Below are 15,574 nucleotides of genomic sequence, written 5' to 3' on the forward strand. Positions count from 1 at the left end.
ATGCTATAGGAATGCTGCTAATGCGCTTGCAGCCAGTTGCGGCCCGTACCGATTTCCACTTCCATCGGCACGCCGCGGGGCAGGGGCAGGGCGCTTATCATCAGCTCCCGAATCTTGGGCGTGATGAACTCCACTTCCTTGGCCACGGCGTCGAAGACGAGTTCGTCGTGGACTTGCAGAATCATCTTGGTACCGAGCTTTTCCTGCTCCAGCCAGTCGTGGATGGTAATCATGGCCTTCTTGATGATGTCGGCGGCCGTACCCTGGATGGGCGCGTTGATGGCGTTGCGCTCGGTGAAGCCGCGTAGCGTGGCGTTGCGCGAATTAATGTCGCGCAGGTAGCGGCGGCGGCCGAGCAGCGTAGTGGCGTATTCCAGTTCGCGGGCGCGGTTGATGCTCTCGTCCATGAACTTCTTCACCGCCCCGAACTCCTCAAAATACGCCTCGATGATGTCCACGGCTTCCTTGCGGCTGATGCTCAGGCGCTGGGCCAGCCCAAAAGCCGAGATGCCGTAGATGATGCCGAAGTTGACGGTTTTGGCCTTGCGGCGCATCTCGCCGTCCACGGCTGAGAGTGGCACGTTGAAGACCTTACTGGCGGTGCTGGCGTGGATGTCCTGGCCCAGCCGGAAGGCCTCAATCATGGTCGGGTCGCCGCTGAAGTCGGCCATGATGCGCAGCTCGATTTGGGAGTAGTCGGCGGCCAGCAGCACGTGCTGGTCGTCGCGCGGCACGAAGGCCTTGCGGATTTCGCGGCCCTTCTCAGTGCGAATGGGGATGTTTTGCAGGTTGGGATTCGTGCTGCTGAGACGGCCGGTGGCCGTGACGGCCTGGTTGAATGAGGTGTGCACCCGGCCGTCGTTCTTGTTCACGAGTTGGGGTAGGGCCTCGACGTAGGTTGACCGCAGCTTGGTGAGTTGGCGGTACTCCAGTATCAGCGCGGCCACGGGGTGCTCGGCGGCGAGCTGGCTCAGGACCTCTTCGCCGGTGGCGTGCTGACCAGTCTTGGTTTTCTTGGATTTCGAGCCGCCCATGCCCAGCTTGTCGAACAGGATTTCGCCCAGCTGCTTGGGCGAGCCGATGTTGAATTCCTGGCCGGCGGCGGCATAAATCTGCGTTTCCAGCTCCTTGATGTAACCTTGCAGCTCGGCCGAATACTCGTTCATAGCGCCAGAATCGATGCGGATGCCCTCGTACTCAATAGCAGCCAAGACTGGCACGAGCGGGTTTTCCACGTCGTTGAGCAAGCCGAGCAGGTTGATTTCCTTGAGCATCGGCTCAAAGACGTGCTTGAGCTGCAAGGTCACGTCGGCGTCTTCGCAGGCGTAGTCACTCACCAGCGCGGGGTCGAGGTCGGCCATCGTCTTTTGGTTCTTGCCTTTCGGACCAATCAGCTCGATAATCGACACTGGCTGGTAGTGCAAATACGTTTCGGCCAGCACGTCCATGTTGTGGCGCATATCGGGCTCGATGAGGTAGTGGGCCAGCATCGTATCAAACAGCTTGCCCTTGATGCTAACGCCGTAGTGCTTGAGAATGGTGAGATCGTACTTGATGTTCTGCCCAATCTTGAGGATGCTCTCGGCGTTGAAAAACGGCTGAAACTCCTCCACCAGCGCCTGCTGCGCCTCGAAGCTGTCCTGCGGCACGGGCACGTAGTAAGCTTCGCCAGGCAGCCAGCAGAATGAGAGGCCCACGAGCCGGGCCGTCATCGTATCCAGGCCCGTGGTCTCCGTGTCGAAGCTGACTTCGGCTTGCTGCAACAGAAAGTCCAGCAGCGACTTGCGCAGCTCCGGCGTGTCGATTAAGTGGTACTGGTGCGGCATGTCGGCCAGCGTGCGGCGCGGACCGTGGTAGGGACTGCCGTGCTGGCCGGTTTCGCCCTCCTCGGCGCCAATGGCCACAGCCTCATCGCCCGGATTGCCAAACAGCGAGGCCTGGCCAGTTGCCGCCACCTTGGGCCGCCGCGCGCCGCGCCCAACCGGGCCGGCCGGCGCCCGGTCATCCCTACCCCCCCCTCCGCCGTCAAGGACCCGCGCCGCCAGCTGCCGGAACTCCAGCTCGTCAAATAGCTCCCGCAGCCGCGCCTCGTCCGGGCCTGACATGGCCAGTTCGGTGGGCTCGAACGGGATGGGCACGTTGACGTGGATGGTTGCCAGGTCCTTGCTCATCAGCCCCTGCTCGGCAAACTGGCGCACGTTCTCCTGCTGCTTGCCCTTGAGCTGGTCCACGTTCGCAATCAGCCCTTCGACCGAGCCGAACTGCTTAATCAGCGCCTTGGCCGTCTTCTCGCCGATACCCGGAATGCCCGGAATATTATCCGACGCGTCGCCCTGCAAGCCCAGAATATCAATCACCTGCTCGACGCGCTCAATCTCGAACCGCTCCAGCACGTGCTGCACATCCAGCACCTCGGCCGCGTTGCCCATGAAGGCGGGCCGGTAAATCTTGATTTTCTCGGTCACGAGCTGGCAGTAGTCCTTGTCGGGCGTCATCATAAACACGTCGAAGCCCTGGGCCTCAGCGCGCTGCGCGAGCGTACCAATCACGTCGTCGGCCTCGAAGCCATCGACCATCAGAATCGGGATGCCGAAGGCCTCGACAATCTTTTTGATGTAGGGAATGGCGATGCCGATGTCCTCGGGCATCTTCTGGCGCTGGGCCTTATAGTCGGCAAAGGAATCGTGGCGAAACGTCTTTTTCTGCGCATCGAAGGCCACGCCCAGGTGGCTGGGCTTTTCCTTTTGCAGCACCTCGACCAGCGTATTCGTGAAGCCGAGCACGGCCCCGGTGTTCATGCCCTTGGAGTTGACGCGCGGGTTTTTGCTGAACGCGAAGTGGGCGCGGTAAATCAGGGCGAAGGCGTCGAGCAGAAAGAGCTTAGGGGCGGCGGGCTGGTCAGTGGTCGGGGTCATGGGGCGAAAGTACGGCGGGCGGGGGGTAGGGATACAGGGGCAGCGCGCCTTGGCGCTTGTTTTCGAGAATCAATCTTCTAGGATTTATAACTTTTCCGTTTGCTGACCGCAATAGAAGCTGGGGTATACGAGACCACAATTTATCTGGTAAAATAAGTTGCTCTTTAATATGTATCTGCTATAACATGGCATGAGCTTTTATAGTATCTTCGCTACAACTCTAGTATTCAAATTTATTAATGTTATCATCAAAGCTGTTTTTTGTCTTATTCTTACTTGGCTCCTACCCCCTGCTCGCGCAGCAGCCCCCTTCGGCCGTGGCCTGCTTCGACAGCACCCTGGAGCAGGCGCGCCGGCTCTGGAAAGCCAATCCGACCCGCGCGCTGAGCCGGGGCCGGCAGGCGCTGGTGCTGGCGCGGCAGCTGCCCGACCCCCAGCGGCAGGAGCAGTGCCTCGCGTTTCTGGCTACCGCGGCCGACTATGCCGGCGAAGCCGAAGCTGCCCTCCACTACGGCCAGCAGGCGCTGGCCCTGGCCCGGCAGCGCGGCGACCTGGTAGCGGCCAGCCTGGCCTGTCGCAGCCTGGCCGCCACCCTGGCCGGCCGCCACGATACCACCAGCGCCGGCCGCTATCTGCGGCTGGGGCTGCGCCTGGCCCCCGGTGGACTGGCCGGGAGCGGCGCCCGCGGCGAGCTGCTCATTGGCCTGGCCACCCTCGATTACGATGCCGGCCGCTTCGGGCCGGCCCTGGGCCGGGCGCTGGTGGCCCGGCGGCTGATTCAGCGGGCGGCGCGGCTTAGCTTTCCGGGGCTGTCTATGGCCGAGGGACTGCTGGCGGCCTGCTACTCCGACTTAGGCGATGAGCAGCAGGCCCGCCAGCTTATCGGCCTGACGCTGGTGCGCAACCGCCGGCTGGGCCAGCTGCCACAGGTAGTGGAAAATCTGACCACCCTCGCGCATTCCCTGCTCAAAAACCAACCGCAAGCCGGCCTCGATACCCTGCACGCCGCCTTGTGCCTAAGCCGCCAGCTCCAGCTGCGGGAGTGCACGCTGAGCTGCTACCAGGAATACTACCGGCATTATGCCCAGCTGAGCCGCTACCAGGACGCCTACGTCTGGCTGGAAAGCTACCGGGCGCTCGACGACAGCCTGAATCACGGGCAGCAGCAAACCACCCTGCTTCGTCTCAACAGCCAGTATGAGGCCCGCGCCCGCGAGCAGCAGATTCTGACGCTGAGCCAGCGCAACCGCATCGCGGCGCTGGAGCGCAGCCAGGAACAGGCCCGCAGCCGCCAGCTGCTGGGCCTGGTGGCGCTGCTGGCGCTGGGGCTGGGCGGGACGGTCACGGCTGTTTGGAAGCTCAAGCGCCGCGACCAGCAGCTGGCCCACCAGAATACGGCCCTGCAAGCCGCTACGGCCGCCGCGCAGGCTCACGCGGCAGCTCGCGACCGGCTCTATGCCATCGTGGCCCACGACCTGCGCGGGCCGGTGGCCTCGTTCAGCGGGGTATCGCAGCTAATTGAGTTGTACCTGGAGCAGCAGGACGGCGCCGGCCTCAAGCAGGTGACGGCCCTGGTACGGCAGACCGCCCGCAACCTGAGCGAGCTGCTGCAAAACCTGCTGGGCTGGACCCTGAGCCAGACCGGCGAGCTGGCTTACGCGCCGGAGCCCATGCTGCTGGCGCCGCTGCTGGCCGAAATCCAGCACCTCTACACCGCCGCCGCCCACCGCCGCCGGCTGCACTTCGAGCTGGTCCCTACCCCCCCCGGCTTGCACGTGTGGGCAGATTCGCGCATGGTGCTCACCATCTTGCGCAACCTGGTGGGCAACGCCCTCAAGTTTGCCCCCACTGGCGGCCACCTGCGCCTGAGCGCCACGCTGCTGCCCGACGCTGTCGGCGGGCCAGCCGTATGCCTGGAAGTGGCCGACAACGGCAGCGGCATGAGCGCCACCCAAATCCGGGAGCTGCTGGGCACCGCACCGGGCGCCGCGCCGCCCCCGCCAACCCCCGACCCGCGCGCCGGCACCGGCCTGGGCCTGAGTTTGTGCCTGGCCTTCGTGCGCCGGCAGGGCGGTACCCTGGCTATCGAGAGCGAACCGGGGGTAGGGACTACGGTGCGGGTGTATCTGCCGGTGCAGGCTCCTAAAGCGGTGGCGGTGGCCGCTCAAGCGGCAGGGCAGGCGCAAAAGCTAGCCGCAGTTTAAGACAACTATTTCCTATTTATAATCAATGAGTTAACCCAACGGCTTCTTAAAAGTACGACTTAGGCAACGGGGCGTTAGCGCAGCTTCGCTACCAACTCATCGAACCCAGCGGCCCGCACGTAGGCCAACTTGGCCTTGCCCACCCGCCGGCTTTCCAACAGTCCAAGGTCGGCCAACTTCATAAGGTCGGTGCGGGCCGTCTGGTAGGTTACATCAAAACGGTCTTGAACTTCTTGAATGGTCCAGTCGGCTTGAGGCTCTCCCACCAGTTCCTGCACCATACTCACCTGTCTCATATTGAGCCCTACCAGGTGGCGAAAGTCTCGTAGCTGCTTCTTCTCGGCCACTTTGCGCTCGATGTACTGCTGCAAGCTGGTAAAGGCAAGGTCTAGTGTTTTTACTTGGTAATTAATAAAGTAAGTGAGGTCGTTACTATCGTACTCGGTAAACAGATAAGCCTTGGCATACTGGGCTGCCGACTGATGAATAATACGAGAAATCGACATATACTCAAGTAGCCAGTAGCCCTTGCGCAAGAGGTACCAGTAAAACACGGCCCGCGCAGTCCGGCCGTTGCCATCGGCAAACGGATGGATGTAGCCTAGCAGAAAGTGCAGAATAGAGGCCCGCACGATGGGATGAACAAATCCGCGGGCGGCGCTCGCCTTCGGGTTCATGGGTTCCTCATTGGCGAAAGCGCAGTACCACTCCATCAAGGCCGTCAAATGCTTCTGAGGGGGCGGAATGTGCACCACCTCACCAGTAGTGAAGTCCTCCACCCGCACCTCGTCGTTCAGCCGAAATCTTCCCGCGTGTTCGGGGTTAGCCAAGGTATTCAGGGTCATTCGTTCCTGAATCTGACAGAGCATTTCGGGCGTCAGGTTTTCGCTTTTATGGGTCAGGATGAATTGAATGGTCTGATAGTTATTGTAAATCATGCGCTCCGACTGGTTGCGCGGCTTGCGCTTCTTACGCAGCATGTCCTTGGCGACCTCGCGCGTGGTAGCGGCGCCCTCTAACTGGCTGGAAGCAATAGCTTCTTCCATGATGGAACTTACCAAATAGCGGTTCTTATCGTCGGCTGGAATCAGCGTATCCGCCTGCAAAATGCCGCCCATGTATAAGTCAAAGCGGTGAAGTTTTTCCACGGTCGGCTCCGTGACCTGGTAGTGAAATCGACAGTCCGGCACGTTGGCCAGCCGTAGTTCTTTCAAGCTACTCTGCCGATTTATTTTGGCAATAGCCCAGATGTCGGCCGCTGGTACACCAGTTGGTAGCGGCCGGTGCTTTAACTCGGTCCAGTACCAGTACTCATGATTAGCACGTCGGGCTAGCTTCATCACATCCGCATTCTGGAAGTGACGAAAGAAGTCGAAATTATCAACTGCTGCAGTTACTACAGGAGGGTACTCTAGATTCATGTTTCAGAAACTACTAATTTCATGATGAATTAGTAGTTTCTACAAAAATAACACTGTTTTATAAAAAATACTAACTCACCATGAAATTAGTAGTTTTTAGTAGTTTGCGCACCGAAAATTTCGGTTCAGCAAACACCTCCGCTAACTTAGAATCAGGCGTCAAGTTTGTTTACGTTGTCACTTGACAATGCGCAAAAACCCCTATCCACTTGCGGACAGGGATTTTTGCATGTTGCACCTGCTTCTACCGCTACCAGTCGCCGCCCGCGCCGCCGCCCCCGGAGCTGCCGCCGCCGAAGCCGCCAAAACCGCCTCCTCCCCCACCCCCGAAACCACCGCCGCCTCCACCAAACACGCCGCGCCCACCCGAGAAATCGCCGAAGATGATGGGCGGCATGAACCCACCGCCAAAGCCCCCGCGGTTGCGGTTGTTGCGGTTGCCCCCGCCGCGGTTCAGAAACCAGAATACCAGTATTAAAATCAGAATAATAAGCCAGAAAGGCGGGCCGCCCCCGCCGCCATCCGGGTTGCGGACGCGGGCGTTGGCGGGGTCGGCCTGGTACTCGCCTTTAGCCAGGGCAATAATCTGGTCGGTAGCGCGGTCGAGGCCGGCGTAGTACTGGCCCTGCTGAAAGGCGGGCGCCAGGGTGTTGCTCACGATGCGCCGGGCCAGGGCATCGGGCACAGCGCCCTCCAGGCCGTAGCCGGTTTGAATCCAGGCCTTGCGCGGCTGCAACGAGACGAGCACGAGCAGGCCGTTGTTCTTACCGGCGCGGCCGATGCCCCAGGCCGTGAACAGCTCCTGGGCGTAGGCGGCTACCTCCTGGTCGCCGAGCGTGGGCACGGTTACGATGGCAATTTGAGTAGAGGTGCTATCGTCGTAGGCCACCAGCTTTTGTTCCAGCGCCTCGGCTTCGGCCGGCTGCAACAGGTTGGCCAAGTCATTGACCAGGCGGGGGGGGGTAGGGCGGGGCGGCACACCCTGGGCTTGCAACAACCCCAGGGGCAGCAGGAATAGCGCCAGCACCATAACCCAAACCCACGCAGCCCCACCAGCCCAGGCGGGCCGCAGACGGCGGGGGTTGGCGGCGGAGGGGGGGGTAGGGACGGGCGAAAAAATCAGGCTCATGGGCCGGGAGGCGGGCCGGCGGGCCGGCCGTAAGAAATAGAGTCGTCCAGCTCATTCTGGTCGGTGGCCGCGTCGTAGGGGAAAAATCTTTGCAGCTGCTCGCCCACCATGCGCACGCCCCGGCCCAGGCCATCGACGTAGTTTTCCTGCCGAAACTGGGCCAGCACCGTTTCCTTGGTGGCTTCCCAGAAGTCGTCGGGCACGGCCGCATTGATAGCCGCGTCGCCGATGACGGCAAACTGCCGGTCCTGCCAGGCCAGGTAAAACAGCACCCCGTTGCGCTGAGCCGTGCGGTGCATCCCCAATTCGGCAAATACCTGCGCGGCGCGGTCGAGCGGCTCGGGCGTGGGGCAGTGAGCCTCCAGGTGTACCCGGATTTCGCCCGACGTCGTGATTTCCGCCTGCCGAATGGCCGCTACCAAGGCCGCCTCCTGAACCGGAGTAAGAAAGTTGGTCATCTCCTGTCTGTCATCCTGAGCGCAGCAAAGGACCTTATCACCGCCGCGCCGTTAGGTTAGTAATTCTGATAAAAGCCGCCGTGATAAGATGCTTCTTTCGTCAGCATGGCAGACACTTAAAACTGCACCGTGGGCGCCCGCTGCGAAGCCGCGTCGGCCTCGAAAGCCGTTTTGGGCTGGAAGCCAAACACGCCGGCGAAGAGGTTATTGGGAAAGGAGCGGGTGAACGTGTTGTAGTCGGTGGTGAGGGCGTTGAACTTGTTGCGCTCGACGTTGATGCGGTTTTCGGTGCCCTCAATCTGGGATTGCAGCTCCTGAAAGGCGGCACTAGCCTTCAGCTCGGGATAGTTTTCGGACACGGCCAGCAGGCGGCCCAGGCCCTGCGAGAGCTGGCTTTGGGCGGCCTGAAAGCGCTGAATGTTTTCGGGCGTAAGCTGGTCGGCGTTCAATTGCACCGAGCTGGCCTTGGCGCGGGCCTCGATGACGCTCGTCAGGGTGCCTTGCTCGAACTTGGCGTTACCCTTGACCGTGTTCACGAGGTTAGGAATCAGGTCGGCCCGGCGCTGGTAGGCGCTCTGCACATTAGCCCACTGGCCTTTCACGGCTTGGTCGCGCTGCACCATGCCATTGTAGCCGCACGAGGACTGCGAGAGCAGGACGACGAAACCAGCGAGGTAGAGAAGGATACGATTCATTTCAACAAAAAGTAGAGAAGGGTTGGGAAGAAAGAAGGTTGAGCCATTTCCTTGAAACCCCGGCGGGGGCCACACGGTTGAGGCAGGCTCGGCGCAATGGTACGTAGCGGGGCGGCTACGGTTGTAGTAGCCGGAAAAGCCTATTTATTCCTGCCTTATTGAAAAGCCTGCCACCGCGCCCCGCGCGAGCAGCCGCTCGAAAAGCAGTATCTAGCAGCTTCTTGCTTCGGTCCGGCCACTGCGGCGCTTTCCTACCCCCCTGTTCTTTCATTTTTCCCGCCAACCTTCCCGTGAAAGCCGTTATTCCCGTCGCCGGCATTGGCTCGCGCCTGCGCCCGCACACCCACACCCAGCCCAAAAGCCTGGTGCCGGTGGCCGGCAATACCATCTTGGGCCACCTCATTGACCGCCTGCGCGACGCCGGCTTTCAGGAGTTCGTGTTCATTATTGGGTATTTGGGCGAGAAAGTTGAGAGCTACGTGCGCCGCCATTACCCCGCCATCACCAGCACTTTCGTGGTGCAGGAGCCGCGCGAGGGCCTGGGCCACGCCCTCTGGCTGGCCCGCGACACCTTCCGCCACGACCCCGACGGGGTGCTGATTCTGCTCGGCGATACCATTGTGGATGTTGATTTGGGTGAGCTGCTGCGCACGCCCGGCTCAGTACTGGCCGTGAAGGAAGTCAAGACGCCGAGCATGTTCGGGCTGGTCGAGACCAATCAGGGCGGCACCGTGCGCAAAGTCATTGAGAAGCCGCGCATCCCGAAATCTAACTTCGCCCTGGTCGGCCTCTACAAGCTCGCCTACCCCGAGGCGCTGGCCCAGGCCCTGGAATATATCATCGACAACGGCGTGCGCACTCACGATGAGTTTCAGCTCACCGATGCGCTCATGCGCCTGATTGAGGACGGCGAGCAGATGACGACCTGCCCCGTCGACAACTGGTTTGACTGCGGGCGCAAGGAAACCCTGCTCGAAGCCAACGCCAAGCTGCTCAACCGGCCCGAGTTTCTCGACGGCCGCGACTACGCCGCCCAGTTTCCGGGCGCCGTCATCATTCCGCCCGTCAGCATCGGCCACGGCTGCCAGATTGCCCACTCCATCATCGGCCCCAACGTGGCCATCGGCGACAAGACCATCATCCAGAACACCATCCTGAGCGACTCCATCATCGGCTCGTACTCCGAGCTGCGCTCCGCCGTCATGCACGACTGCATCGTGGGCTCCGACGCCTCCTTCCGGGGCCTGAACCACAGCCTGAATATTGGCGACAACACCGAGATTGATTACAGCTAGGGCCAGCCGCACCGGCTTGGGCCAGCTGGGGGGGGGTAGGGAATGGGACGGCACTGATTTCGCTCTCCCAGTAGTACTTTGCTGCTCTCACCAGCCAAAGTATCTGGCTATCTAGCCGCCGCTCCGCGCCCTCTCTATTATTGCTCCTTACTCAGTGGGGCGCTCCGCATATGCTTATGTCTACTCCGCCGGAAAAAAAATGGGATTGGGAGCTTGGCACCCAGACCAGCTGGTGGGGCACGAGTCTGGCGGCGCTTTGGGCCTATCGCCACTTAGCTATGGGCTTGGTTCGTCGAGATTTCCTGCTCATCTACCAGCAAACTATTCTGGGGCCGTTTTGGGTGCTGCTGCAGCCCGTTCTGACGCTGGTCACTTACGTGCTAGTGTTTGGCAAAGTAATCGGAATCTCAACTGGCCCTATTCCACCGGTGCTGTTTTACCTGGCGGGCATTGTGCTCTGGAACCTCTTCAACGAGTCATTCATCAGCATTTCCGCTACTTTCCGCGACAATGCCCAGATATTTAGCAAGGTATATTTTCCGCGGCTCATTATTCCCATCGCGCGTCTTAGCGGCTATCTACTGCACTTCACAATTCAGTTTAGCCTACTCGGTGTGCTGCTGGCGTATTATGTATTGCTTGAGCAGGTACCGATACCCACCGTCCAAAGGCTACTGCTAGTGCCTTTGGCGCTGGGCCTGGCGGGCGCTCTAAGCCTAGCCTTAGGCTTGTTTTTCGCCGTGCTGACGGCCAAGTACCGGGACATGGCCAACCTGCTCAGCCTGAGCGTGCGGCTGTTCATGTTCCTAACCCCGGTTATTTATCCGGTCAGCTACGTGTCGGAGCGGTGGCGCTGGGTGGTGCAGCTCAATCCCCTGACGCCGCTGTTCGAGCTGTTTCGGCTGGCTCTGCTCGGGCAGGGGGCAGTGACGCTGCCTCAATTTGCGTACAGCTTCGTCTTCACTGGAGCGCTACTCCTGGCGTCACTGCTTATTTTTAACAAGCAGGGAGATAAATTAATTGATATTCTGTGAGCGCTCATGTCCGACGTAGTTATTCAGGTTGAACAGCTCTCGAAGGTGTACCGGCTGGGTACGATTGGCACCGGCTTTCTGCTCCAGGACCTGCAACGCTGGTGGACGACGACGGTGCGCCGGCAGCAGGACCCATTCTTTCAACTGCCTGACAATCCTCAGCAAGCATCGAGTCAGGCGCTGTGGGCGCTGCGCAACATTAACTTTGAGGTAAGGCAGGGCGAGGTCTGGGGTATTATCGGTAACAACGGGGCGGGCAAGTCGACTTTGCTTAAAATCATTTCCCGCATCATTCGCCCGTCCCGGGGGGTAGTGCGCGGGCGGGGCAAAGTCAGTAGTTTGTTGGAGGTGGGCACTGGCTTTCACCCGGAACTGTCGGGCCGCGAAAACATCTTCCTGAGCGGCTACATCCTGGGCATGAGCAAGGCCGAAATCCGGGCTAAGTTCGATGAAATTGTGGCTTTCTCCGGCGTAGAGGCATTTCTGGACACGCCCGTCAAGCGCTATTCGTCGGGCATGTACGTGCGCCTGGCCTTTGCCGTCGCCGCCCACCTGGAGCCTGACATTCTCATCATTGATGAAGTGCTGGCCGTCGGCGATGCCGATTTTCAAAAAAAGTGCCTGGGCAAGATGCGGGAAGTGGCCCGCAACGAAGGCCGCACCATCCTCTTCGTGAGCCATAACCTGCCCGCTGTTAAAAATCTCTGTGACCACGGCCTGTGGCTGCAGCAGGGTCAGGTGCAAGCGTCAGGGGACATTGCCCACGTCGTTAACCGCTATCTCGTAGGCGCGCAGCACGTTCAGGCCAGGCAAAGCTGGGCGCAGCCGGCCGAAGCCCCCGGCAACGACCTAATTCGGTTCCGGCAGGTCGAGTTGATTCCCCACCTAGCCCAGCCGGAGGCGCCCCTTGACATTCGCACACCGCTGACAGTCAAGTTTCAATTCTGGAATTTCACCGATAACATTCTCATTAGCACTCACCTGACGCTGTTCTCCTACGACGGCGAGTGCGTTTTCGACGTGGCCTCCGTGGCGACGGTCTGTCAGAAAGGGGTAGTTAGCGGCGAGTGCACTATTCCGGGCAATTTTCTTAACGATGGAGCTTATTACATCACGCTCTACGTGCTCAAAGACACTACCACCAACCTGTTCGATTTTGAGCAATGCCTGAGCTTTGAGTTGGACGATTACCGAACCGGTACCCAATGGTACGGCAAATGGTGGGGGGCAGTGCGGCCGCAGCTGCCCTTTCAACTCACGCAGACCGAGATGAGCCTGACCTGAAAATGACTAGCAGCCTGTACCCAAGCTACACAATTACCCACGTCGATTTGGCCAGCCAAAAGGCGTTGCCGGAACTTAATTATCAAGGCCAAGGCAACTACATAGTATTCTGGTGGAAAGAAATTGCTTTGGGGCATTTATTCATTGAGCCGAACTGTCCGCTCTCCGAGCAAACATACCACGAAACCCTATTAAACGTTATTAAACCCACTCTTGAGCGATACGCCGCCAGGCATTCTCTTGAAAAAGAGCCTTGGGCAAACTGGGTGCTCCAGCGGAATTTTAAACGGTGGGACACCTGGCTTAACTCGGTTTTTGTGGACTGGCGCTCCACAGTTATTCCCCAACAAGTACCTGTCTCGGTTATCATCTGCACGCGCAACCGGGCCCCTTCTCTTCAACTCTGTTTAGAGTCCTTACGCAGAATGGTGTGTCAGCCAGCAGAAATAATTGTTGTGGATAATGCCCCTTCCGACACTAGTACTCTAAAGGTTACAAAGGCTTATCCCAATCTAAAATATGTAGCGGAAATAGCACCCGGCTTATCCTACGCTAGAAATACAGGCGTGAAAAAAGCAGCCTGTGACATTATTGCCTTCACAGATGATGATGTGCAACTGCACCCTGATTGGCTCTACAGAGTCTGGGAGACGTTTCTAGACGAGAAAATTGTGGCTATGACTGGTTTAGTCATAGCTGCGGAGCTACAAACGGAAGCACAGCAGATTTTCGAAAAGCACTGGAGTTTCAACCGAGGCTATGACGATGTGCATTACGACATTCACTACTGGGCCAAAAGCTTACGGACAGCACCTCCAGTGTGGGATATTGGGGCCGGCGCGAATAGTGCTTTTCGGAAAAGCGTCTTCAAGGAAGCAGGTTTATTTAATGAAAAACTGGGGGCCGGTGCGTCCGGATGCAGCGAAGACTCTGAAATGTGGTTTAGAATTCTTATCCAGGGGCATAGCATTCATTATAACCCAAGAGCCGTTGTTTATCATACCCATCGAAAGAGACTGACCGATTTGGAGCGTCAACTCTTCTACTATATGCGCGGGCACGCGGCGGCGGCGCTTATTCAGCACGAGCAGCAGCCACAGGCCGGCTACGCTCGTCATTTGTGGCGAATGCCCAGATACTACGCTTACTTGCTCCGAGCCGGGTTTCCTTTTTATCGTTTTCGCAGCCGCACGCTGTGGTCCGAAGTCAAAGGGCTAGTTTCTGGGGTAGTATTTTATTATCAGAATCGGGGTTCTTAGCCGCTACTCTAATGATGAATTTGCCAACGCCAACAAAATGGCCACTAGTGTCGGTAATTATTCCTTGCTACAATCATGGCGCCTATTTGCCGGAAGCGCTGGCTAGCATTCAACAGCAGGATTATCCTGCCGTTGAAGTGATAATTATTGACGATGGCTCGACCGATAATACTAAACAGGTGGCACAACACCATTCTTGGGTCAACTACATTTACCAGAACAACCACGGCCTCTCAGCTGCCCGAAACGCAGGAATAAGTCATAGCCGCGGCGCTTACCTGGTATTTCTGGATGCTGATGACTGGCTCTTGCCAGGAGCACTGCGCGCTAACGCTCATTATCTGCGGCTAAGCCCCTCTTTGGCTTTTGTGTCGGGAGGCCACGATAAAGTATTCACTGCTACGGGTTTGATTAAGGACGATACCCAGCAGGTCTCAGATAATCACTATGAGCACTTGCTGCGCGGAAATTATATCGGAATGCCGGCTGCGGTCATGTATCAGCGCTGGGTTTTCGATATTTTCCGATATGACCCCACCCTGAAAGTTTGTGAGGATTATGATTTGTATTTGCAGATTGCCCGCGCACATCCCGTGGCTCACCATACCCAGCGAGTTGCTGCCTACCGGCTTCACGGCACCAACATGTCCAGCAATATTCCTTTAATGCTGCGCAAAACCTTAGCTGTGCTCAAACGACAGCAACCACATTTACAAACCTCTTCTGAACGTCAGGCTTTCACCCAAGGACAGACAATCTGGAAAGCTTATTACTGCGCTGAGCTTTATCAGAAGTTAAAGGCAAGCAAGCGGCCTGCTACCCTAGCTGAACTCGCAACCCTCGGCGCATTTACCCCCCTCGCTCTTCTTCGCTACTTTCTGCCCCCCCATGTGCTTCTAGTAAAGAAGCTACTGAAGAGCTAGCTGAATGTAGCCAGGCCGTGCTGGCTATAACCGAGCTAAAATAGTCATATCAAGCGCTGAGCAGCAGGCGAAGTCCGTGGTCAATAACCTTTAATAATTCTCTATTATTTAAGTCAAATCTGAGTAGTTTGTGACGATGATACCTGATTAAAATATTCACAGGCCGGCGATATACTCCAGAAATTTCTCTTTTTATTATGTTAAAAAATTCAATTATTCTAACAAAGTTATAATATTCACTCTGACCTGTATAAGCCCCTTTGGCATGGACTCTGTAAACCCCCATAATATCCCTGATGTACTTAGCTTCACCATGTTGACACAAAGCAAAATAGAATCCTAAGTCTGGGAAAGGAAGTTCAAAAATCCATTTAGGCAAACTTTCAGTTAATATATTTCGATGCACAACTGATAATGCATGAATGGGATTATTCACTTTGATAAAATCTTCAATAAAAAGAGTATCGTCTGACCTATGCATCAGGGGGTGTCGAGCGTCATATAACGAGTTATTATCTTGATTTAGAATTTTCACCCTGTGAAAGCAAAAGGAAAATTTCGGGTTGTCTCTCAAAAAAACAACTTGCTTTTGCAACTTATTAGAATCCAACCAGTAGTCATCTCCGTCGAGCCATGCCACGTAGCTCCCCGTGCAGAGCCGGTAAGACGCCCAAGTCATAGGCACCATGCCTAGGTTTTTTTCGGGTAAAAATAATTTGATTTTGTCGGGATACTTTTCTTTGTAAGATACTACAATTTCCCGTGTCCGGTCGGTTGAGCAATCCTCACCAATGACTAGTTCATAAGTGAAAGTGGTGTTCTGCTGTAGCACACTTTCAATCGCTTCGGCAATAAATTGCTCGTGATTGTAGGTTGTAATCCAAACACTTATATCGACCATTCAGAAGGCGCCAGAAAGAAGGTTTGAGGACGGCAAAGGGGGGTAGGAAAGATAGC

At 57.6% G+C, this 15,574-nt stretch carries 12 protein-coding genes; 6 read left to right on the forward strand and 6 right to left on the reverse strand.

Features of this window, described 5'->3' with window-relative positions; all coding sequences use genetic code 11:
- Positions 1–17 precede the first annotated feature (17 nt).
- Entirely contained in the window at positions 18–2,915 is a 2,898-nt protein-coding gene (gene polA / locus ACFE70_RS03250) for a DNA polymerase I (protein ID WP_375416279.1), read from the reverse strand.
- A 239-nt stretch (positions 2,916–3,154) separates the two neighbouring features.
- Between polA and ACFE70_RS03255 the strand changes: the two genes are divergently transcribed.
- The gene (locus tag ACFE70_RS03255; protein ID WP_375416280.1) at positions 3,155–5,119 is read left to right on the forward strand and encodes an ATP-binding protein; all 1,965 of its coding nucleotides are present in this window, start codon (positions 3,155–3,157) and stop codon (positions 5,117–5,119) included.
- A gap of 74 nt (positions 5,120–5,193) precedes the next feature.
- On the opposite strand, the gene ACFE70_RS03260 is transcribed toward ACFE70_RS03255, so the two are convergent.
- From ACFE70_RS03260 to ACFE70_RS03275, 4 genes are all read right to left on the reverse strand, one after another.
- Positions 5,194–6,333, reverse strand: a complete 1,140-nt coding sequence (locus ACFE70_RS03260; RefSeq protein WP_375416281.1) for a Fic family protein — start codon at positions 6,331–6,333, stop codon at positions 5,194–5,196.
- A 457-nt stretch (positions 6,334–6,790) separates the two neighbouring features.
- Complete coding sequence (locus tag ACFE70_RS03265) at positions 6,791–7,669, reverse strand: TPM domain-containing protein (protein WP_375416282.1); 879 nt, start codon at positions 7,667–7,669, stop codon at positions 6,791–6,793.
- Positions 7,666–8,127 carry a TPM domain-containing protein gene (locus ACFE70_RS03270; RefSeq protein ID WP_375416283.1) on the reverse strand — a complete coding sequence of 154 codons (462 nt, stop codon included), beginning with the start codon at positions 8,125–8,127 and terminating at the stop codon, positions 7,666–7,668. The genes ACFE70_RS03265 and ACFE70_RS03270 overlap by 4 nt, the downstream gene beginning before the upstream one ends.
- A gap of 116 nt (positions 8,128–8,243) precedes the next feature.
- A complete protein-coding gene (locus ACFE70_RS03275; protein WP_375416284.1) occupies positions 8,244–8,822 on the reverse strand; it encodes a LemA family protein in 579 nt (192 codons plus the stop codon).
- A gap of 290 nt (positions 8,823–9,112) precedes the next feature.
- Here ACFE70_RS03275 and ACFE70_RS03280 point away from each other — a divergent pair, with 290 nt between their 5' ends.
- The 5 genes from ACFE70_RS03280 (at position 9,113) to ACFE70_RS03300 (ending at position 14,617) form a co-directional block, all read left to right on the forward strand.
- A complete protein-coding gene (locus ACFE70_RS03280; protein ID WP_375416285.1) occupies positions 9,113–10,117 on the forward strand; it encodes a sugar phosphate nucleotidyltransferase in 1,005 nt (334 codons plus the stop codon).
- A 176-nt stretch (positions 10,118–10,293) separates the two neighbouring features.
- Positions 10,294–11,151: an ABC transporter permease gene (locus ACFE70_RS03285; RefSeq protein WP_375416286.1), complete on the forward strand. Its 858-nt coding sequence runs from the start codon at positions 10,294–10,296 to the stop codon at positions 11,149–11,151.
- Between the two features lie 6 nt (positions 11,152–11,157).
- Positions 11,158–12,435, forward strand: a complete 1,278-nt coding sequence (locus tag ACFE70_RS03290) for a polysaccharide ABC transporter ATP-binding protein (protein WP_375416287.1) — start codon at positions 11,158–11,160, stop codon at positions 12,433–12,435.
- A 2-nt stretch (positions 12,436–12,437) separates the two neighbouring features.
- Entirely contained in the window at positions 12,438–13,694 is a 1,257-nt protein-coding gene (locus tag ACFE70_RS03295) for a glycosyltransferase family 2 protein (protein ID WP_375416288.1), read from the forward strand.
- Between the two features lie 11 nt (positions 13,695–13,705).
- Positions 13,706–14,617, forward strand: a complete 912-nt coding sequence (locus tag ACFE70_RS03300; RefSeq protein ID WP_375416289.1) for a glycosyltransferase family 2 protein — start codon at positions 13,706–13,708, stop codon at positions 14,615–14,617.
- Positions 14,618–14,666: 49 nt separating this feature from the next.
- Here ACFE70_RS03300 and ACFE70_RS03305 read toward each other — a convergent pair whose 3' ends face one another.
- Positions 14,667–15,518: a glycosyltransferase family 2 protein gene (locus ACFE70_RS03305; RefSeq protein WP_375416290.1), complete on the reverse strand. Its 852-nt coding sequence runs from the start codon at positions 15,516–15,518 to the stop codon at positions 14,667–14,669.
- Positions 15,519–15,574 lie beyond the last annotated feature (56 nt).

The organism is uncultured Hymenobacter sp., assembly GCF_964243305.1.
Taxonomy (GTDB): domain Bacteria; phylum Bacteroidota; class Bacteroidia; order Cytophagales; family Hymenobacteraceae; genus Hymenobacter.